Origin of the sequence: Paraburkholderia flava (assembly GCF_004359985.1) — a bacterium.
Classification (GTDB): Bacteria; Pseudomonadota; Gammaproteobacteria; order Burkholderiales; family Burkholderiaceae; genus Paraburkholderia; species Paraburkholderia flava.
Genome location: NZ_SMRO01000003.1, coordinates 1 through 19,732, shown reverse-complemented (window position 1 = coordinate 19,732; position 19,732 = coordinate 1). Strand labels below are relative to the sequence as shown.

General features: G+C 61.9%; 18 protein-coding genes. 14 read left to right on the top strand and 4 right to left on the bottom strand.

Annotation, left to right across the window (positions count from 1 at the left end):
• Positions 1 to 24 precede the first annotated feature (24 nt).
• Entirely contained in the window at positions 25 to 1,023 is a 999-nt protein-coding gene (gene paaA / locus E1748_RS22495) for a 1,2-phenylacetyl-CoA epoxidase subunit PaaA (protein ID WP_133649496.1), read from the bottom strand.
• Positions 1,024 to 1,248: 225 nt separating this feature from the next.
• On the opposite strand from paaA, the gene E1748_RS22490 reads away from it, so the two are divergent.
• Complete coding sequence (locus E1748_RS22490) at positions 1,249 to 1,782, top strand: hypothetical protein (RefSeq protein ID WP_133649495.1); 534 nt, start codon at positions 1,249 to 1,251, stop codon at positions 1,780 to 1,782.
• Here the strand turns inward: E1748_RS22490 and E1748_RS22485 are convergent, their stop codons facing one another.
• Complete coding sequence (locus E1748_RS22485; protein WP_133649494.1) at positions 1,783 to 2,565, bottom strand: GntR family transcriptional regulator; 783 nt, start codon at positions 2,563 to 2,565, stop codon at positions 1,783 to 1,785.
• Positions 2,566 to 2,667: 102 nt separating this feature from the next.
• Between E1748_RS22485 and E1748_RS22480 the strand changes: the two genes are divergently transcribed.
• The 10 genes from E1748_RS22480 (at position 2,668) to E1748_RS22435 (ending at position 14,404) form a co-directional block, all read left to right on the top strand.
• On the top strand, positions 2,668 to 3,399 hold the full coding sequence (locus E1748_RS22480) for an enoyl-CoA hydratase/isomerase family protein (RefSeq protein ID WP_133649493.1): 732 nt from the start codon (positions 2,668 to 2,670) through the stop codon (positions 3,397 to 3,399).
• Positions 3,400 to 3,581: 182 nt separating this feature from the next.
• Positions 3,582 to 4,979: an MFS transporter gene (locus E1748_RS22475; RefSeq protein ID WP_133649492.1), complete on the top strand. Its 1,398-nt coding sequence runs from the start codon at positions 3,582 to 3,584 to the stop codon at positions 4,977 to 4,979.
• Positions 4,980 to 5,009: 30 nt separating this feature from the next.
• A complete protein-coding gene (locus tag E1748_RS22470; protein WP_133649491.1) occupies positions 5,010 to 6,521 on the top strand; it encodes an aldehyde dehydrogenase in 1,512 nt (503 codons plus the stop codon).
• Between the two features lie 382 nt (positions 6,522 to 6,903).
• Positions 6,904 to 8,313, top strand: a complete 1,410-nt coding sequence (locus E1748_RS22465; RefSeq protein ID WP_133649490.1) for an MFS transporter — start codon at positions 6,904 to 6,906, stop codon at positions 8,311 to 8,313.
• Positions 8,314 to 8,322: 9 nt separating this feature from the next.
• Positions 8,323 to 8,877 (top strand): GAF domain-containing protein, encoded by a 555-nt coding sequence (locus E1748_RS22460; RefSeq protein WP_240766763.1) that lies wholly within the window; start codon positions 8,323 to 8,325, stop codon positions 8,875 to 8,877.
• A 122-nt stretch (positions 8,878 to 8,999) separates the two neighbouring features.
• Complete coding sequence (locus tag E1748_RS22455) at positions 9,000 to 10,274, top strand: NAD(P)/FAD-dependent oxidoreductase (protein ID WP_133649489.1); 1,275 nt, start codon at positions 9,000 to 9,002, stop codon at positions 10,272 to 10,274.
• A gap of 72 nt (positions 10,275 to 10,346) precedes the next feature.
• Positions 10,347 to 11,249, top strand: coding sequence for a dihydrodipicolinate synthase family protein (locus E1748_RS22450; protein WP_133649488.1), 903 nt, complete (start codon positions 10,347 to 10,349; stop codon positions 11,247 to 11,249).
• Between the two features lie 59 nt (positions 11,250 to 11,308).
• Positions 11,309 to 12,307, top strand: a complete 999-nt coding sequence (locus tag E1748_RS22445; protein ID WP_133649487.1) for a 4-hydroxyproline epimerase — start codon at positions 11,309 to 11,311, stop codon at positions 12,305 to 12,307.
• A gap of 48 nt (positions 12,308 to 12,355) precedes the next feature.
• Positions 12,356 to 13,594 carry a metal-dependent hydrolase family protein gene (locus E1748_RS22440; protein WP_133649486.1) on the top strand — a complete coding sequence of 413 codons (1,239 nt, stop codon included), beginning with the start codon at positions 12,356 to 12,358 and terminating at the stop codon, positions 13,592 to 13,594.
• A gap of 87 nt (positions 13,595 to 13,681) precedes the next feature.
• Positions 13,682 to 14,404 (top strand): GntR family transcriptional regulator, encoded by a 723-nt coding sequence (locus E1748_RS22435; protein WP_133649485.1) that lies wholly within the window; start codon positions 13,682 to 13,684, stop codon positions 14,402 to 14,404.
• Positions 14,405 to 14,644: 240 nt separating this feature from the next.
• Here E1748_RS22435 and E1748_RS22430 read toward each other — a convergent pair whose 3' ends face one another.
• Together E1748_RS22430 and E1748_RS22425 are read right to left on the bottom strand one after the other, a co-directional pair.
• Complete coding sequence (locus tag E1748_RS22430) at positions 14,645 to 15,097, bottom strand: aconitase X swivel domain-containing protein (RefSeq protein ID WP_133649484.1); 453 nt, start codon at positions 15,095 to 15,097, stop codon at positions 14,645 to 14,647.
• A gap of 10 nt (positions 15,098 to 15,107) precedes the next feature.
• Positions 15,108 to 16,364, bottom strand: coding sequence for an aconitase X (locus E1748_RS22425; protein ID WP_133649483.1), 1,257 nt, complete (start codon positions 16,362 to 16,364; stop codon positions 15,108 to 15,110).
• Positions 16,365 to 16,643: 279 nt separating this feature from the next.
• On the opposite strand from E1748_RS22425, the gene E1748_RS22420 reads away from it, so the two are divergent.
• From E1748_RS22420 to E1748_RS22410, 3 genes are all read left to right on the top strand, one after another.
• Entirely contained in the window at positions 16,644 to 17,477 is an 834-nt protein-coding gene (locus E1748_RS22420; protein ID WP_240766762.1) for a hypothetical protein, read from the top strand.
• Between the two features lie 129 nt (positions 17,478 to 17,606).
• Entirely contained in the window at positions 17,607 to 17,963 is a 357-nt protein-coding gene (locus tag E1748_RS22415; RefSeq protein WP_133649482.1) for a hypothetical protein, read from the top strand.
• Positions 17,964 to 18,007: 44 nt separating this feature from the next.
• Entirely contained in the window at positions 18,008 to 19,270 is a 1,263-nt protein-coding gene (locus E1748_RS22410; protein WP_133649481.1) for an SGNH/GDSL hydrolase family protein, read from the top strand.
• Positions 19,271 to 19,732: the final 462 nt, after the last annotated feature.

Below are 19,732 nucleotides of genomic sequence, written 5' to 3'. Positions count from 1 at the left end.
CTCTCGTATCCCGTGTTGCTTGCGTCAGGCGGCGTGCTGCTGCGCGCGTTGGCGTTGTTTGTCGGCGTGCGCAAGCGCGGCTTCGCGGACCCATGCGCCGTCGTTGTGTGCTTTCACGCGCGTGGCGAGACGGTCCTTGTTGCACGGACCGTCGCCGTTGACGACGCGCCAGAATTCTTCCCAGTCGATCGTGCCGTAGTCGTGGTGGCCGCGCGCGTCGTTCCACTTCAGGTCGGCGTCGGGTAGCGTGACGCCGAGCACTTTCGCCTGATCGACCGTCGCATCGACGAACTTCTGACGCAGGTCGTCGTTCGAGATCCGCTTGATGCCCCATTGCCCCGACTGGCTGCTGTGCACCGAATCCTTGTCGCTCGGACCGAACATCATCAGCACCGGCCACCACCAGCGGTCCACGGCCTGCTGCACGAGTTCGCGTTGCGCGGCGGTGCCCTTCATCATCGACAGCAGCGCGTCGAATCCCTGGCGCTGATGGAACGACTCTTCCTTGCAGATGCGGATCATCGCGCGCGCGTACGGACCGTACGTGCAGCGGCACAGCGGGATCTGGTTCATGATCGCCGCGCCGTCGACGAGCCAGCCGATCACGCCGACGTCCGCCCACGTCGGCGTCGGGTAATTGAAGATGCTCGAATACTTGGCCTTGCCCGCATGCAGCGCATCGACCAGCTGATCGCGCGAGACCCCGAGCGTTTCGCACGCGCTATATAGATAGAGACCGTGGCCGGCTTCGTCCTGCACCTTCGCGAGCAGGATCGCCTTGCGCTTGAGGCTCGGTGCGCGGCTGATCCAGTTGCCTTCGGGCAGCATGCCGACGATTTCGGAGTGCGCGTGCTGCGAGATCTGCCGGACCAGCGTCTTGCGGTAAGCGTCGGGCATCCAGTCCTGCGGCTCGATCTTGCCGTCCGCGGCCATGACAGCGTTGAACTGCGCCTGCTCCGGCGAACCGGTGGCGGCGTCGAGCGGGGCGACGTTGCCCGGAATGTCGAGGGATTGCGTGTACATGGGGAGCGCTCTCGTCCGGAGTGGTCAGTGAGGGGGATTATAAATCAACCGACCGGTCGGTTTATAAATATTTTGCGGGACCGGATCGGTGCCTGGGTCGGTTTCCCTTTAAGTCGAGCGGCTTTTCACCTAAGTTGACCCGGGTACGACGATCCGTATGGCGGCGGTAGCACCTTGGACCCATCAGCCCCATCAACCATATCCCACTTCGATAGAGGTAACGCCATGTCGAACCGGACGGTTCTTCAGGTCGCAGACGTAGAGGCGGACCGGTGGTATGAGCGGATACTTGATTTTTGTGCTGCCCGGTGCCCGAAATTTAGCTTCGTCACCAGGACGATGGTGCGCTACATGCTGACCCCCAAGGCTTTATCGTTTTTCGACGAAGCAAAACCCTACGTTGAACTGGAGCAACTGCAGTCTTCCTGGCCCGGTGGAGGCGTCGTCGGACCGGGAGACCCCAATACAGTCACATACCTGACGACCTCCGGCGGAAGCATCGGATTGCTGAAGCGACGTTCCAAAAGTCCTTTCGATTGGGTCCATTTCGATCTACCCGAAGATCTCGCGTTCTATCGGCCTGACGGAAGCCCGTTCTTCGTTGTAATTGGCCATGAACGCGTGGCGTATTTCGACGCGAGTGAGAGTGAGCGTGAGGAGCTTGAGTGCGCCATACCCGACATCATTTTTTCGTCGGTCGGGAAGATCGTGCTCAACATGGACGACGATGAGCTTCCACCGGAAGCGCCTCGTTCGTGACTAATCACTCGACTCGTTCAACACATCCAGCGCAGCACGACATGCACCTGCCAACTGTTCCCGCATCAAATCCTGCACGTTCGACGAGTGGTTCACAACGGCATCGCGTATTTTGACCGCCTGGCTGAACGACGCCTGCATCCGACCGCCGCGCGTCATCGCAATACGTCGCAGACGACGCACGGGTCCGATCAGGCCGGCATGACTGTCCTGCAGCGTGCGGTTGTCGGCGATCGTCATCACGATCGCGTAGAAGCGGTCCAGCGCATCGACGTAGCCCGCGTGGTCGTCCGCATCGACACTCGATTTCATCGCTGCGATCACGTCATCGAGTTGCGCGGTGCCGAGCTTCGTGATGCGTTCCTGCGCGAGCTGTACCGCGAGACATTCGAGCGCCGCGCGCACCGTGTAAATCTCCTCGACGTCGCGCAGCGTCACCGCGCGCACGTACGCGCCGACTCGCGGCAGCACCGTCACCAGTCCCTCGCGTTCAAGTTGCGAGAACGCCTCGCGCATCGGCGTGCGGCTGACGTTCAACTGCTTCGCGACCTGGACTTCTGAAAGTCGGCTGCCCGGCGCGAGCACGCCCTCAACGATCGCCTCGCGCAACGCCGGCACCACTACACCTTCGCTCAATGAATCACTGGATGCGTCGACCGTGCGCATGCGCGAGTGGTATTTGCCGGCGATCTCGTCGAGTGAACGCGTGCTCGCATGCGCATTTTTCGCGTGCTTCGGTGTCACGGTTTTAGCCGTCTTCACTGCGGTTTTGCTGGAAGGCATTGACACCTCATGGTCTCGTGAATACTCTGTATACAGATTATACATCATGACGGGATCGGGCCAAACGCCGAGGCGTCAACGCCGGTCGACACAGGAGAAGTTATGGATCGCAGTCCGTTTGAGCAGCCGGTTTTGATCGAGAGAGTGGGTGATGTGCTGAGTTTCACATTGAATCGCCCGGACGACGGCAACGAGGTCTCCGGTCCGATGTTCGACGCGATGACTGCGGCGTTACGCAGTGAAGTCGCGGAGCCGGGCGCGCGCGTGCTGCGCATCCGCGGGAGTGGCAACGTGTTTTGTACCGGACGCGAGCGCGCCGGGCGCGATGCCGTGACGATCCGTCCGGAAGTCGCGCGGTTGATCGAACTGAAGCGCCTTGTGCGCAGCACGTCGATGATTTCGATCGCCGAGGTGAATGGCGACGCGCATGGCTTCGGCTTCGGACTCGCGATTCTGTGCGACTTCACGCTGGTGTCGTCGAGCGCGACGCTGGCGTTTCCCGAGATGCGCAAGGGCTTGCCGCCCGCGGCGATCATGGCCTATGTGGGCCGCTACGCGCTGCCGAAGGCACTGTTTCCGATGGTGCTGTTCGGCGACACGCTGACGCCCGCCTCCGCGTTGCAGGCGGGGCTGATCACGCAGGTCTGCGAGCCTGCCGCGCTGCGCGGCGACGCCGATGCGCTTACCGATCGCATTCTCGCGCTCGACGACGAAGGCGCGCGTCAGTGCAAGGCGTTCTTTCAGGCTGCAGAAGAAAGCCCGATCGAACAGAACTTCCGCAGTGCGACCGACATGCTGACCGTCACGAGTCTGCGACTGATGCAGGGGCGCTGACCGCAAGTTCATCCATCGCAATCACACGTGCCGCGCGCGAACGAGTTCCTAGAAGACTCGCGTTTGCGCAGCACGCTGCCAACCATCACCGTGCATGGGACCGGAGTCCAGCCGCGTAGCAGAGCGGGCGCTAATGCGCTTACTCCGCCCGACAAGCCGACTCTGGTCGACAGGAGACAGACATGAACGCTAACGCAGGACCACGGCTAGACCGCTTACCGATGTCGGGATTTCATCGGCGCATCATGTGGCTGATCGGCATCGGGATGTTCTTCGACGGTTTCGACATCTACGTTGCGTCGACCGTACTCGGTGCAACGCTCAAGACCGGCTTCTCGACACTCGGGCAGAACGCGCTGTTCGTCTCGCTCACCTTTCTGGGCATGATGCTCGGTTCGATTGGCACAGGTTTTCTCGGCGATCGATTCGGCCGCCGTTTCACCTATCAGGCGAATCTCGCGGTGTTCGGCATCGCGTCGCTCGGTGCGGCGCTCGCGCCGAACATGAGCGTGCTGATCGCGTGCCGCTTCATGATGGGCCTCGGATTAGGCGCGGAAAATGTCGTCGGCTATTCGACGCTGACCGAATTCGTTCCACCGCAAAAGCGCGGCAAGCTGCAGGGATTGATGGCCGTTTTCGTCGTGTCCGGATTGCCGGTCGCGGGGTTGATCGGCCTGCTGCTGATACCCGCGTTCGGCTGGCGTGCGATGTTCGTCCTGGGCGGCATCGGTGCGATGGGTGTCTGGTATGCGCGCAAGTCGCTGCCCGAGTCGCCGCGCTGGCTTGATTCGGTGGGCCGTCGCGACGAAGCGGAAGCGATCCTGTATCGCATCGAAAGCGAAGTAACCGAAGCGCGCGGCGGCGAGCCGTTGCCGCCACCTGTCGTCGCGAAGCCCAACCCTGCTGCAGCGCCGCTGTCGTTCGGTTCGCTGTTCAGCGGGACGATGCTGCAACGGTTGATCGTCGGTTGCGTGACACTTGTTGTCATCAATACGCTGCTGTACGGCTTCGTCACCTGGCTGCCGACCTTTTTCGTGCATCAGGGCTTCAGCATCGCGAAGTCGTTCGGCTTCGCGCTCGTCATGTCGCTCGGTGCGCCAATCGGGTCCGCAATCGGCGCGTTGACGGCGGACTCGTGGGGCCGCAAGCCAACCATCATCGGTGCGTCGTTTGCCGCGATCGTGTTCGGCGCGATCTATCCGTTCGTTTCGGATCCGGTGCTGCTGCCGCTTGTCGGCCTGTTGCTGATCATCCCGATCTACGTGCTGGTCGCGTTGCTGTTCGCGATCTACGTGCCCGAACTCTATCCGACCGAAGTCCGGCTGCGCGCATCCGGCATCTGCAATGCGCTGGGTCGCGGCGCGACCATCATCACCCCGTTTATCGTCGTCGCACTGTATTCGCAGTACGGCGTCGTCGGCGTGCTGGCGCTGATGATCGGACTGCTCGTCATTCAGATCGTCGTGGTTGCGTGGCTCGGCGTCGAGCCGACCGGACAGCGCCTCGAAGACCTGCAGCCGGCCGACCCGCAAGCCAACGATGCGATGCGCCCCGACGCGCATGCATCGCCCTTCAAGTGATCTCAAGTGAGCTACATGGAATCGAACGCTATGGACACAGTGAACCAGTCGCATCTCGATGCACAACTTTTTATCGACGGCGCATGGACGGACTCCGACAACGGCCGCCGGATGGATATCGTCAATCCGGCGACAGGCGAGGTAATCGGCGCGCTCGCGGCCGCATCGGCACAGGATGTGGACCGCGCGGTGCGCGCGGGTCAGCGTGCGTTCGAAAGCGGCGCGTGGCGCGACATGCCGATCCATCAGCGCGCACGCGTGCTGAACCGTTTCGCCGATCTGTTCGAAGCGGACCTCGAACAGTTTTATAAACTCGAAACGCTGAACAACGGCCGGCCGATCTCCGAGACACGCGCACAGATTTCGCGTCTGCCGCAGTTCTACCGCTATTTCGCGGCGCTCGCGCTGACACGCCGAAGCGACGTGATTCCGATCGAGGGACCGTACCTGTGCTACACGCAGCGCGTGCCGCTCGGTGTGGTCGCGTTGATGACGTCGTTCAATCATCCGCTGATGATCCTGTCGAAGAGTCTTGCGCCGGCGCTGGCGACGGGCAACAGCGTCGTGATCAAGGCATCCGAACAGACTCCGCTGACCACCGTGCGTCTGGTGCGTCTGCTCGATGAAGCGGGTGTGCCGAAGGGCGTCGTGAACGTCGTGAACGGGGAAGGGCGCGAAGCAGGCGCGGCGCTCGCGCAGCATCCGCTGATCCGCAAGGTGGTGTTCACGGGCGGCACGGACGTCGGGCGCTCGATCGGCGAAGCAGCGGCGCGCACCTTTGCGTTGACGACGCTCGAGCTCGGCGGCAAGGGCGCGGTCATGCTGTTCGACGATTTCGACATGGAGCGTGCAGTCAACGGTGCGGCGTTCGCGGCCTTCATCGGTGCGGGGCAGACCTGCGTGTGCGGCGCGCGGATTCTGGTGCAGAAGTCGATCTATGCGGAGTTTCTCGAGCGCTTCCGTGTGAAGGCGATGGGCATTCGCGTGGGCGACCCTGAAGATGCGAAGACCCAACTCGGCCCGGTGATTTCGGACCGCTCACGTCAGCGCATTCTCGCGATGCTCGAGCGTGCGAAGGCGGCGGGCGCAAAAGTGCTGACGGGTGGCGGCGTGCCGTCGCATCTGAAGCAGGGATTTTTCATCGAGCCGACCGTAATGTATGACGTTGATCCGCGTTCGGAAATCGGTCAGGACGAAGTGTTCGGACCGGTCACAGTCGTCATGCCCTTCGACGACGAAGCGGACGCCATTCGCATCGCCAACGATACGCAGTTCGGCCTCGCAGCTTCCGTGTGGACGCAGGACGTCGCGCGCGCGCATCGCGTCGCGAGCAAGCTCGAGTTCGGCATGGTCTGGGTCAACGATCACCACCGGCTCGACCCGGCGTCGCCCTGGGGTGGTTTCAAGAACAGCGGCGTGGGGCGCGAGACGGGCGTCGAATCGTTCGATCAGTTCAGCGAACCGCGCGCGGTGACTATCAATACGAGCGGCAAAACTGTCGACTGGTATGCGGACGATGGTGAGTTGAAACGTCTTAACTGATAGGGATGGTTGCTTTGTGGGCAGTCTCGTGTGAGGGGACGGGCTCACAAAGCGTCGGGGCGTGGCGTCGTCTTCGGCGGGAACTCACGGTGCACCGGCGTCGACACGCTCGTACGTCGCCAAACTTCTTCCTCGACTCGACCGGCAAGCAGGCCGTCGCCACACTGTCCTTTATCGCTCCATCGTCGGCGAGCAGTCAGGTCGCCGTTCGCCGCTGTTTCCAGGTTTTCTTTCCCCTAAGGTCTTCGCTTGCGCTGTGAGCTGATAAGGCTAACGCTAGGTTTACCCGCCCTTGACTTCGGATTTTGGATCCAGGATATTGTTATCGAACTCGACCGGCAATGTACCTCACCGGTCGATCCTCATTTTCGGGAGCAACGCCATGTCTCCGATTGCCGCCCGGCTCGAACGCCTGCCGTTCAGCCGGTTTCACTTCAAGCTGCTGTTGATGGGCGGTCTGGGCTTCATGTTCGAAGCGATCGACGCAGCCATCATCGCGTTCATCCTGCCCGTCGTTCGCACGCGCTGGCATCTGACGAGTTTCGAAACGGGTCTGCTCGGCAGCAGCACGTATGTTGGCTTTCTGGTCGGCGCGCTGTTTGCCGGCCTGCTCGGGGATCGCTTCGGGCGTCGCGTCGTGATGATGTGGGCGCTGACGTTTTTCTGCGTGCTGACGTTCGCCAACGCGTTCGTGAACGACTGGCATACCTTTGCGCTGCTGCGGGCGGTGGCCGGCATCGGTATGGGCGCTGAAGGGGCGATCATCGCGCCGTTCCTCGTCGAGTTCGTCAGCAACCGTTATCGGGGCGCATTTACCGCTGCGTTGGCCGGCTTCTTCTCGTTCGGCTTCGTGGCCGCCGCGTTGATCGGTTACTTCGTGATTCCGCTGAATCCCGAAGGCTGGCGCATCGCGCTCGTGATCGTGTCGCTTCCTGTCGTCGTGCTGCTGTGGTGGCGGCGTTCGCTGCACGAGTCGCCGCGCTGGCTCGAGATTCGCGGGCGTCATGCCGAGGCCGAAGCGGTGGTGTCGGACATCGAGCGGCAGGTCGAACGCTCGGGCGTGACGTTGCCGCCGGTGGTGCCCGTCGCGGGCAGCATCGCGGATCTGGATCAAGCGGGTTCCTTCTTCGGCAACCTGAAGCTGCTGTGGAAACCACCGCTCGCCAGAACGACGCTGATGACCTGGTGCCTGTGGCTGTCGGTGACGTTCTGCTCGTACGCGTTCTTCGTGTGGATTCCGGGCCTGCTCGTTCAGCACGGGATGACGATCACGAAGAGCTTTTCGATCTCGATCGTGATCTACCTCGCGCAGATTCCGGGCTACTACTCGTCGGCGTATTTCTGCGAAAAGCTCGGGCGCAAGGCGACGATCGTCGCGTACATGGCGATGGCGTGTATCGCCGGGCTCTGGCTGGCCAATGCGGGCAGCGACACGTCGATCGTGCTCGCGTCGGTCTTCATGTCCTTCGCGATGAACGGCGTGAACGCGGGCGAATATGCGTACACGCCCGAGGTATTTCCGACTCATCTGCGCGCAACCGGGATGGGCACGGCCTCCGCATTCGGCCGCATCGGGGCGATCTGCTCGCCGATGCTGGTCGGCTATATCTATCCGCTGTGGGGCTTCGCCGGCGTGTTCGGGATGACGACCATCATTCTGCTGATCGGTGCGCTCGCCGTGATCATCCTCGGCGTATCGACGAGCGGCAAAACGCTCGAGGAAATTTCCGAAACCGAATACGGCCTCGCGCGTTCCGATGCGCAGGGCGCCGCATTTCGAACCGCGAAATAAGGGGTGTTCGTGACCGGTACCAACCACGCATCCGCTTTCCATGCGATCGAACGCATTGCACGGATGCAGCAGGAACAGCAGCCGGCCGGCCACGCCGATCTCGTGTGGAACGAGTTCGAGCGTGGCCTTACCGAAGCCTTCGGACAGAAGCTCTTCACGGTGCTGGCTTATGACGAAGCGTCGAGCCGGCTCGGACGTTTGCATAGCAATCGACTCGACATCAATCCAATCGGCGGTCTCAAGCGGGTGACGCAAAGCCGCTGGTCGGATCAGGTGCTTCGGCACGGCGAGATATTCATCGGCTCGACGCGCGAAGACATTCAGGCGGTGTTCTCGGAGTATCGGGTGCTGTGGTCGATCGGATGCGAAAGCGTGCTGAACATTCCTGTGCGCAAGAACGGTGTCACGCTGGGTACGATGAACCTGCTCGGCGAGGCGGGCCTGTATGACGATGCCGATCTTGCCGTGGCGCTCGTGTTCGCGCAGCTGGCCGTTTCACCGCTCGAAGACCAGGTTCACAGGCTGCGCGGTCTCGACGATCCGGAATTCATGGAACAGGTGTAGCGCTTGTGGCGGGGCGGCAGAAGATCGCGCCTCGCTTTCTTTAAAACGTTATCGCAGTCGCAGCCTGGTGCTGCAGGGGCCATGGAGGCCCAGACGGTTGTGCAATACCTCGATTCACTGAAATGATCCAGCAAGCTCGAACTTCTCAGGCAACCCCCGACGTCGTGGTGATCGGTAGCGGAATAGTCGGTCTCGCGTGTGCGTGGTCCGCGCTGCGCGACGGCGCGACGGTCACGCTCGTCGATCGCGACTTCGACGGCGACCGGACGTCGCATGGCAACGCGGGCGGTATTGCCGTTACCGAGAGCACGCCGATTGCCGTGAACGGTCTGTCGATACAGGTGCTGAAGTGGCTGTTCGATCCGCTCGGTCCGCTGTCGCTCGACTGGAAACATTTCCCCTCCGCGTTGCCGTGGTTCCTCGCGTTTCGGCGCGCATCGAACAAGGAGCGCTTCCGTGAAATCTCGCTGGCACTGGCGAAGCTGAACAATCGCGTCTATGACGATCTCATTCCGATGTTCACCGACATCGGCGCGATGGAATGCTTTTATCGCCGTGGCGCGCTGACGGTCTACGAGACCGACGAAGCGTTTGCAGCCGATCAACACGAATGGGCATTCAAGCGCGAACTCGGCGTGCGCTGGCGTGCGATGTCCGCGGACGAAATTCGCGTCTGCGAGCCGTCGCTCGCGCCGGTTTTTCGTCATGGCGTGTTTCTCGACGACTGGTCGCATATCGGCGACCCGAAGCGTCTCGTGACGCAGTTGCGCGAGCGCGTGCGGCAACTCGGTGCAACGTTGGTCGAAAGTGCGGTGACGTCGCTCGATGTGAGCGATGCATCGATACCGGCCGCCGTCACCGCGACCGGCGAACGCGTGACGGGCCGTCACGTCGTTGTCGCGACGGGCGCGTGGTCCGCTGCGCTGGCGGAGTCGATCGGCGATCGCGTGCTGCTCGACAGCGAGCGCGGTTACAACACGACGCTGCCGGCGCACGGCATCGGTCTGTCGCGTGAAGTGATTTTTGCCGAGCGCAAGTTTGTCGCGACGCCGCTCGATATCGGCGTGCGCATCGGCGGTGCGGCCGAGTTCGCCGGACTGAAGGCGCCGCCGAACTACCAGCGCAGCGATGCGCTGCTGGCGTTGGGCAAACGCTTTCTGCCGGGCATCGACGATACCGGCGCAGTGAAGTGGATGGGGCATCGGCCCGCCACGCCGGATTCGCTACCCGTGATCGGCCGCTCGCCGCGTGCGTCGTCTGTCATTTACGCATTCGGACACGGTCACCTTGGATTGACGCAGTCGGCGACGACAGGCGCGCTCGTCGCCGATCTGCTTGCGAACCGAACGCCCGGAATCGGCCTTGAACCCTATTCGATTAACCGCTTCCGGAATTAACGGGGCCCGTGCGATGCCGATCGACTCGCGCAACGCCCCGCTTCTATTTGTCTCTTTTGAAAAGGTGTAGCCATGCAAGTGAACTGGAAAGGTGTTTTCCCCGCTGTGACGACGAAGCTGAAGGACGACGGTTCGCTCGATCACGAGGCGATCAAGGCCGGGTTGAACCGCCTCATCGCGAACGGTGTCGGCGGCGTGGTCATGATGGGCATGGTCGGCGAGAGCGCGCAGCTCACGGCCGAAGAAAAGCGCACGGTGATCAAGCTGGCAGTCGAGACGGTGAACGGTCGCGTGCCGGTGATCGCCGGACTCGCCGAAACCAATACGGCCAGCGCGATCCAGTACGCGAAGGATGCGGAAGCACTCGGCGTGCAGGGCCTGATGGTGTTCCCGGCGCTGACGTACAAGTCCGACGCGCACGAGACGATCACGTTCTACAAGACCGTCGCGCAGGCTTCCGGTCTCGCGATCCTGCTCTACAACAACCCGCGTGGCTACGGCGTGGATCTGACGCCGGACGTCGTCGCGAAACTGCTCGAGATGCCGACCATCGAGGCGCTGAAGGAGGAGTCGTATGACACGACGCGCGTAACCGATCTGATCAGCCGTTTCGGCGACCGGCTTGCGGTGGTCTGCGGCGTCGACGATCTGGTGCTGGAGTCGGCGGCGCTTGGTGTGAAGTGCTGGGTGTCGGGGATGGCCAACGCGGTTCCGCGCGAATCGGTCGAACTGCTGGATCTCGCGATCGAGGGCGATTTCGAACGGGCTCGCACGCTGTATCGTGCGCTCATCGAGCTTTTCCATCTGGACACGCACGTCAAGCTCGTCCAGTACATCAAGCTGGCCGAGAACATCACGGCGGGCTATTCGGAAAACGTGAAGGCGCCGCGTCTGAAGCTCGAAGGCGCAGAGCGCGAGCGGGTCGTGGCAATCGTGCGGAAGACGCTCGACAATGTGCGTGCGCTTGCGAACTAAGATGGATTGAGCGGGGCGGCGTGTTGAAACAAGGCAGCGCCCCGCATCGGAATACGGCTATGAAATCGACATTCTTCTGTATCGACGGACACACGTGCGGCAATCCCGTCAGGGTCGTTGCAGGAGGTGCGCCGAAACTCGAAGGCGCGAACATGATCGAGCGGCGCGCGCATTTCGAGCGCGAGTTCGACTGGATCCGCACGTCGCTGATGTTCGAGCCGCGTGGTCACGAAGTCATGTCGGGCAGCATTCTGTATCCGCCGACCCGCGCGGATTGCGACGTCGCGATTCTCTTTATCGAGGTCAGCGGCTGTCTGCCGATGTGTGGTCACGGCACGATCGGCACGGTGACCACGGCAATCGAGCACGGGCTGGTGCGCCCACGTGAACCGGGTGTGCTGCGTCTCGATACACCGGCGGGTCTGGTCGTCGCGACCTACAGGATGGATGGCGATAACGTCGACTCCGTAAAGCTCGTGAACGTGCCGTCTTTCCTCCACTCGACTGATCTCTCCGTCGACATCGACGGGCTCGGCGAGGTGCGCTTCGACGTCGCGTACGGCGGCAACTTCTACGCGATCGTCGAACCGCAACAGAACTATGGCGGCCTGCATACGTTGAAGCCTTCGGACATTCAGCGCCTCAGTCCGGTGCTGCGGCAGAAGGCCAACGAGAAGTACGCGTTCGTTCATCCGGAGAAGTCGGAGATTCGCGGACTGAGTCACGTGATGTGGACGGGCGAGCCGACCGTCCAAGGCGCGAGCGCGCGCAACGCGGTGTTCTACGGCGACAAGGCGATCGATCGCTCGCCGTGCGGGACGGGGACGTCCGCACGCATGGCGCAGCTGGTCGCGAAGGACCGGCTGAAGATCCGCGAGCGCTTCGTGCACGAAAGCATTATCGGAACGCTTTTCAACGGTGTGCCTGAGCAAGCGACGAAGGTCGGCGAACTCGACGCGATCGTCCCGAGCATCGAAGGGTGGGCGCGCGTGACGGGACACAACACGATCTTCGTCGACGATCGCGATCCGCTGGCCAAAGGCTTCCTGCTGAAATGATCCTGCGCGGTCTGGTGGCCGCTGCAAAAACATGCTGGGGAATCGAATATGTTGATCCTGAAAAATGCGCGCGTCCTGGACGTGAATCACGAAAGCGACACCGCTCGCTACTCGGTCGTCGTGGACGGAGACGTCATCAAGGACGTGACGCACGAGCCGGTGTCGATCGAAGGTGCTGAGGTCGTCGACGTCGAAGGCAAGACGGTGATGCCGGGCATGATCGATTGCCACGTGCACGTCATTGCGTCGGTCGCGCATCTGGGCACCAACGGTCGCTTGCCGAATACGTTTGCAGTGCTGCGAGCCGTGCCTATCCTGGCCGGCATGCTCAACCGAGGCTTCACGACTGTGCGCGATGCCGGTGGCGCCGACTACGCGTTGTCGCGTGCAATCGAAGAGGACGTGATTGCCGGCCCGCGACTGTTCGTCGCCGGCAAGGCCTTGTCGCAGACGGGCGGCCACGGCGACTTCCGTGAACGGTTCGATAACTCGGACCCGGATCCGTGCGGCTGTCATCGCAATCTCGGCGCGATCGGACGGATCGTCGATGGGGTCGATGAAGTGCGCAAGGCGGTTCGCGAAGAGATGCGCGGGGGCGCACATCACATCAAGATCATGGCGTCGGGTGGCGTTGCATCGCCGACCGATCCGATCGGCAACCTGCAGTTCTCTGTCGATGAAGTGATGGCTGTCGTCGAGGAAGCGGCATCGCACCAGACCTACGTGATGGCGCACGCGTACACGAGCAAGGCGATTGCGCGCGTGGTGAAACTCGGCGTGCGGACGATCGAGCACGGCAATCTGATCGATGACGAAGCCGCAGCTGTGATGGCCGAGTTCGGCGCGTTTGCGGTGCCGACGCTCGTCACCTACGACGCGATGAGCAAGGTCGGCGCGAAGGCCGGCGTGCTGGAGAGCACGCTCGCGAAGAACGAGAAAGTGCGCATTCAGGGTTTGAAAGCGCTCGAACTGCTCAAGCGCAACGGCGTGAAGATGGGCCTCGGCACCGACCTGCTCGGCGACATGCATCAGTACCAGAGCGACGAGCTGACGATCCGCGCCGGCATTCTCGGCGCGTTCGAGACCATCTGCCAGGCGACGGCGGTGGGTGCGGAGATCGTCGGTCAGCTGGGGCGTCTCGGTGTTGTATCGGCGGGAGCCTACGCGGATCTGCTGGTGGTCGACGGCGATCCGTTGAAGGACATCGGCGTTCTCGGCGGACAGGGCGAGCGTATCGCGGCCGTCATGAAGAACGGCAAGTGGGTGCGGCGGTCGGCGTCGCTGTGAAGACGAAGTTGCTTTGGATTTTGGATCCGAGATGCTCCGGCGGCGTGATAGCATTCCGCTGTATCTGGAATCCTCGAATGTATAGACATGTCCCCGGTAGCCACACGACCTCGTAGCAAGGCAGCCTCCACGACGAGCCAGATCGTCGCGGACGAAAGCACGCGAAAGATCGTTCGGCCGACGACGGTCGAACTGGTGACCACCGCCGTTCGGCAACGCATCCTGAGCGGCGAACTGGCGCCCGGCGAAGCGTTGCGTCAGGAAGCGCTCGCCGACGAGCTGGGCGTGAGCCGGGTGCCGATCCGCGAGGCCATCACGCGACTGACCGCAGAAGGGCTGCTGACGAACGTCCCGCACAAGGGCGCTTACGTTGCGAAGCTGTCGATCGACGAGATCAAGGAAACGTTCGACATCCGGTTGCGACTGGAACCCTGGATTTTCTCCGAAGCGATCCCCCGTATCACCGATGCCGAGATGGGCAAGGCGGAGCGCTTGATCAAGGAAATGGACAAGTCGGATTCCGGAGTCTGGGGGCAGTTGAACTGGCGTCTTCACGAGACGCTCTATCTGCCCGCACAGCGCGACATCACGCTGCAGATGCTGCGGGTGCTGCACGATCGCAGCGATCGCTATTTCCGCTTTCAGGTCGTGCAGGTGCCGATCCGCGAGCAGTCTCACGCCGAGCACATGGCGCTGGTCGACGCGTGCAGGAAGCGCGACGCGAAGCTCGGTGCGAAGCTGCTCGAGCATCATGTGAAGACGGCCGCCGAGCAGATCATGACGGTCGTCGAAGCGGTGGTGACGCGGTGAACGCCGCGTCGCGTAACTTTATCAATCTGTGATCGGGACAATGCCTGTCATGCGGCTCACCGAATCAATGCGGCTATCGCGTCAACGCGTCGCGAACGCTGCCCGTCGTAGCAATCGACGTCCCGTCGAACCCGAACTGGTTTCTTCTTATGTGTCGTTGTTGACGTTGCCGCTGTCCGGCCTCGCTGGCAACACGCCTGAACGGGCGGATGTCGTTTCGATCGCTATTCTGGGTTACAACTAGGGCCCGGTTTCCTTGACCACGATGCTGGCGGGACGTGCGGTATCGCCGGCGTCGATCTCCAGTACGCCAGCCGACGACGCAATCTGCGCGAACGCCTCTTCGCCGACCGACACGACCGGGACGTTGAGCGCGTAGAGATCGTTGGCCGCAATCACGCCGATGGCGAGAATCAGATCGCGTTCCATCAGTACGATGCCGCTCGGACCCGTACCGTTGCGCAACGCTTCGGCCAGCACGCTGCTGCTGGAACTCGAGCCGCGTGCTCGCGGCATCACCAGCACGCGATCTTTCAGGCTTTGTCCGTAGCAAGCGTGGGTCTTGTCGACGATCAAGCCGTTTTCCGCGTCGTAGCCGCCCCAGAAACTCAGCGGAGAAAGCACGATTGCGAGGCCGCCGGCTCGTCCGGGCACGAGTACGTCGCCGGTCAACGTGAGGTTGGATGAGGTCATGTTCATCGTCCTAGTTGGCCAGCTCATCGATACGCACTCTTCCTTCGAATGCCGAACGCACGCACTCGGCCATGCTCCCGAACGCGACCGTCACGCCGATATTCGCGGGGGCGTAGTGAGCCCACTTACCTGAGTTGGTCATCACCAGTCCACTGATCTGCTTCATCACGGGCGTGATGTACGTGCAGGTGTCGACCACGATCTGAATGCCGCGTGCGCTGAGTTGTTCAGCTAGACCTTCTTCTTCGATTTGCCAGAGAACGAAGCGGCTCGTGTTGACGTAGAAGTCGCATCGCAACGGACCTTCGTGTCGATCGAGCAGTTCGGCAAGCCTGCGGAATTCATCCACGGAAAAATGCGGCGTGCCGAGACTGACTGCAGCGAGCGGCTCGTTCGCGGGCGCGTTGTTCCACATCCGATGGATCGCGACCAGGTCTGCTTCGCTGACGATGATCGTCTGCTCGGGCTCGGCGCCCTGTAGCGCTTCATCGAGCGTGTGCGCTTCGGGCGTAATGCCGACCGCGTGGAAAAGCGCCACCGAACCGCTGGATGCCGCTGCGGCGCCCAGCGATTTAAGTTCGTCTTCGGTGGTGTCGGCAGGAAGTCCGGTGATCGCCGCTACCGTTGCGCCAGCCTTGAGACCGAGCAGAAAACCGAGCGCTGCAAAACAGGCATCGCGGCGGGATGAGCCGGCGAGGTTCGGCGCTTCGAGCACGATGCGCGCGGCGCGGTTTTCTGTGACGTGCAGGCCCGCGTAGGGGACGCGACCGGTGATGGCTGCCGCGAGGTCCAGAAAATCGCCATAGCGACTCGTCCGCGCGCCGAGGACCGAGTTGGCGAAGACGATCGCGTTCGACTCGGCCCACGCAATCTGATCGCCCGTGCGGGGACGATGCTTCAACTGATACGGCGCGCACGTGAACGTGGCTTCGCATCCGAGTTCGATATGCGCATCCATCAGACACTTTGCGGCGCTCGCCGTATCGGCTTTGCCGCGATAGAGCTCGGGATGGATCAGATCGAGCGATCCGACGTTGAGTGTCGTCGGGACCGCGACTCGCGATCCCGACGCGACAAACCGTTCGACGAAGTCGAGACTGACCGGTCCGTGATACAGGCAACCGTCGATGTGTGCGGAGGAGACGTCGATGAGTCGCTGCGCGTTCATCACATGCGCGGTGGCGGCGACGATCCGCATGGCCAGTGCGGCACCTTCTCCTGATTCGCCGTTCAACATCGCCTTGTCGCGAGCCGCTAATTCAAGCACTGTTGTTGCCTCTTCGTGTGATCGACTTCATCGGATTTGGGTGATCCGATTGCTGCTGTCAGCCGGGACGTCGCGGCACTTTAGCAATGCGCTCCGGCGATGAACGAGCATAAAGGAAGTCGATAAAAATGCGAAGCACGCGATGGGTCGAGCGAGCGTGAATGAGGGTAATTGCCCGGCTCCGGATAAGGTGGCACGATGCCCATCGATGTCTCATCACGGTCGACGCCACAGTGAAGCAAACCCGATGCGTTCGTTCAGCCACGAGGAAGTTCGACGATGCCACTCGCCATCGACAGGAAGGCAAAAGATATTCTCTTCAAGACCTATTGGAAGGCTTCGGGCTGGAACGACAAACCGTACACGGATCCCGACGATTTCGCGTATGCGAAAGCCAGAGGCGTCATGTTCGATCCTGTCAGCTTTTCACACGATGAGTGCCTCGCCGACATCCTGACGCTACGCGAACGCATCGCACCTTCGAGCGCGGCACGCGCGTTTCTCAGCAGTCTTTCGAGCAGGCGTCTGGACTGGCGATCCGGCATTGCGTCGTACTACATTGCTCGACGGCTTTCGCCGCATCGTTATACGCCGGTGGAAAGTGGACGTAGTTACGGGCCCGGCGGAGAAGTCACGCGCATCAGCTATACCTGCGGTGTGTGCCGCGATACGAAGGATGGTGTCGTTGGTTGGGAGCGCTACAGTGAAGTCGACGTTAGCGTGCTTAACTCCGAGCGTCTCAAGTGGGGTGGCGTGCGTCACGGTCGGCTCGACTACGCGTGGTTCGACCTTCTGCAACTGGCACGTACCGAGATTCCCAACCCGACCGCGCAGGACATCGCTATTTTCAGAAACCTTCTCGAGGTCGTTGCGGCCAGCGAAGCAGGCGATCATCCGGGCACGCTCGAGAAAAATCTCGCGGCGATCATTGCCTCGTCGAAGAACGAACGTCGCATGCTCATTGAAATGCTTGCCTGCATCGAGGTCCTCGTGCCTCGATCCCATGATCGTGCCATCCATGGCCGAAGCGACTGGATGTATGCCGCCGCGTGGCGAGGCGAAGATGGCTATTCGGATGAGGCGGTGCGGCGGTGGTTTGGTGCTTGTCTATAAGTGACGCATGAGTAGGTCTAGTGGTGCCCAACGCCTCCGTCCGAGCCGTGGCCCCCGGCGTCGAAACCCCCCGGTGCCATGGCCATGTCCGTGCGAACCATGGCTCCCGGCATCGAAGCTTCCTAGGCCATGGCCATCGGCTCCAGGGACGATAAAGGTGCCGCCCCAACCGCCGTTCGACGATGGATCCTCGGCCTGCCTGCCGATTTTCGCGAACATCAGGCACACCGCGGCCCCGGCCAACGGCACAAGCCAGATGAAAACCAGCTGGAGCACACGCTGCGACGTCGTCCAGGACGCATTGCGTATCACTACCGAGGTAGCGGCGATATCGATACCTACCAACACCGCGACGAAGAGGACTGTCCAGTTCATCGGGTTCTTCCTGTCGATGCGCGACTTTATAGCGATAACGCGCGGGTCTCGGGACTACCACGGACGGTAGCACTGATGCAGCACGGCGACGAATACCCCATGAGTGAATGATCGGGCACAATGACCGGCTTCATCCTTGGCCGTTCGATAATCGCATGACTTTTCGCCGTCTGACCGCCTCGTGCGGTGCTGTTCTGCTGTCCCTTGCTGCGCATTTCGCAGTTGCCGCCGATGCGCCACCGCACTGGGTAATTTCCTGGGCGACGGCGTTGCAGCCCATTCCGCAGCAGACGGATCTGCCGCCTCTGTATCGCGCACCGGACGTGGCGGGGCGGACTGTTCGGCAGGTGGTCTATCCGACCTTGTCTGGAACGGTCGCCCGTCTACACGTCAGCAATGAGTATGGGCGCGCGCCGCTCGTGATCGACGGGATGCGGATTGCGCGTTCGACGTCGGGCGCGGCGGCGCGACCCGGCACGGATGTGCGCGTGACTTTCGCCGGCAGGGCGTCGGTCACGGTTCCGGTGGGCGCTGAGATCGACAGCGATCCTGTGCGGATGGATATCAAGGGCGGCGCACCGTATGCGATCAGCAGCTATATGGGCGGTGAGCAGCGGATGGTCGCGTGGCACCGTGTTTCGAATCAGGTGAATTATGTGTCGACGCCCGGCGATCGCACCGGCGATGCTGGTGGAGACGCGTTTCGCGAGCGCTTCACCCAGTACGCGTGGGTCACCGGGTTGGCCGTAGAGGCGCCGGCCGCCGGGGCGATCGCGGCGATCGGGGATTCGATCACCGACGGTATGCGCTCGAGCCTCAACCAGAATCGCCGCTGGCCAGATGCGTTGGCTCGTCGGCTGGCGGCCTCGGGCGATCGGCCGATGGCCGTCGTCAATCTGGGCATCAGCGGCAACCGCTTGCTGAGCGACTCGCGGTGCTACGGAGACGCACTGGTGCGCCGGTTCGATCGCGACGTGCTGCAGAAGCCGGGCGTGCAGACGGTCGTTCTGCTGATCGGCATCAACGATATCAATTTCGCAGCGATGCCGTCACGCGCGGGGCTGGATTGCGATGCGCCGCACACGGTGGTGACCGCGAACGATTTGATCAACGGTTATCGGGACGTGATTTCAGCGGCGCATCACCGCGGACTCAGGATTTTCGGTGCGACGCTGACGCCGGCTTCCCTGCCGGCGCAGCGGGAGGCGATCCGGCAGGCGGTGAATAAGTGGATCCGGACGAGTCACACATTCGACGGGGTGATCGATTTTTCAGAGGCGTTGCAGGATCCCGCTGCGCCGGAGCACCTGCGGCGCTCGTATGACAGCGGCGATCATATCCATCCCAGCGATGCCGGCTATGCGGCGATGGCAGCGGCGATTCCGTTGGCAGAGGTGGCTGGCGAGCGGGCGAAGTAAGTTCCTCGAAAAAATCATTGGTACATACCCTTGTCACGTGCCGCAGATTGGCCTACTATTCGCCTCCTCGTTTGCGAACGAGGACCGCTGCAGAAACCAGCGGTTGCGACGTCTGACCGGTTTTAAGCGAAAGCGAAAAAATAGTGTTGACGAAGCGAGAAGGAGTCTTCATAATCTCGTTTCTCTGCTGCATGGCGGCAGACGCGGAGTGAGTCGGTGGTGGTAGTGCCGGTTTGCGACGTGAACGATCTTTAAAAACTAACAGCCGATAAGTGTGGGCGCTCGATGGCAAGGCGGGTTTCAGATGATGAGTCTGAAGCCGGCATAAGTATCGAGAGTCTCACACTAAAGTAAGTCAGGTTTTTGAATTTCAGGATTCAGGACCTGTCATCTTTGAGTGAGCGACCTGTCCGAGAGGACAGAAAACAGTAACAGGCATTGAACTGAAGAGTTTGATCCTGG

Coding starts and splice junctions, on each gene's coding strand:
- paaA (WP_133649496.1), bottom strand. CDS start 1,023: ATGTACACGCAATCCCTCGACATTCCGGGCAACGTCGCCCCGCTCGAC.
- E1748_RS22490 (WP_133649495.1), top strand. CDS start 1,249: ATGTCGAACCGGACGGTTCTTCAGGTCGCAGACGTAGAGGCGGACCGG.
- E1748_RS22485 (WP_133649494.1), bottom strand. CDS start 2,565: ATGCCTTCCAGCAAAACCGCAGTGAAGACGGCTAAAACCGTGACACCG.
- E1748_RS22480 (WP_133649493.1), top strand. CDS start 2,668: ATGGATCGCAGTCCGTTTGAGCAGCCGGTTTTGATCGAGAGAGTGGGT.
- E1748_RS22475 (WP_133649492.1), top strand. CDS start 3,582: ATGAACGCTAACGCAGGACCACGGCTAGACCGCTTACCGATGTCGGGA.
- E1748_RS22470 (WP_133649491.1), top strand. CDS start 5,010: ATGGACACAGTGAACCAGTCGCATCTCGATGCACAACTTTTTATCGAC.
- E1748_RS22465 (WP_133649490.1), top strand. CDS start 6,904: ATGTCTCCGATTGCCGCCCGGCTCGAACGCCTGCCGTTCAGCCGGTTT.
- E1748_RS22455 (WP_133649489.1), top strand. CDS start 9,000: ATGATCCAGCAAGCTCGAACTTCTCAGGCAACCCCCGACGTCGTGGTG.
- E1748_RS22450 (WP_133649488.1), top strand. CDS start 10,347: ATGCAAGTGAACTGGAAAGGTGTTTTCCCCGCTGTGACGACGAAGCTG.
- E1748_RS22445 (WP_133649487.1), top strand. CDS start 11,309: ATGAAATCGACATTCTTCTGTATCGACGGACACACGTGCGGCAATCCC.
- E1748_RS22440 (WP_133649486.1), top strand. CDS start 12,356: ATGTTGATCCTGAAAAATGCGCGCGTCCTGGACGTGAATCACGAAAGC.
- E1748_RS22435 (WP_133649485.1), top strand. CDS start 13,682: ATGTCCCCGGTAGCCACACGACCTCGTAGCAAGGCAGCCTCCACGACG.
- E1748_RS22430 (WP_133649484.1), bottom strand. CDS start 15,097: ATGACCTCATCCAACCTCACGTTGACCGGCGACGTACTCGTGCCCGGA.
- E1748_RS22420 (WP_240766762.1), top strand. CDS start 16,644: ATGCCACTCGCCATCGACAGGAAGGCAAAAGATATTCTCTTCAAGACC.
- E1748_RS22415 (WP_133649482.1), top strand. CDS start 17,607: ATGGCCATCGGCTCCAGGGACGATAAAGGTGCCGCCCCAACCGCCGTT.
- E1748_RS22410 (WP_133649481.1), top strand. CDS start 18,008: ATGACTTTTCGCCGTCTGACCGCCTCGTGCGGTGCTGTTCTGCTGTCC.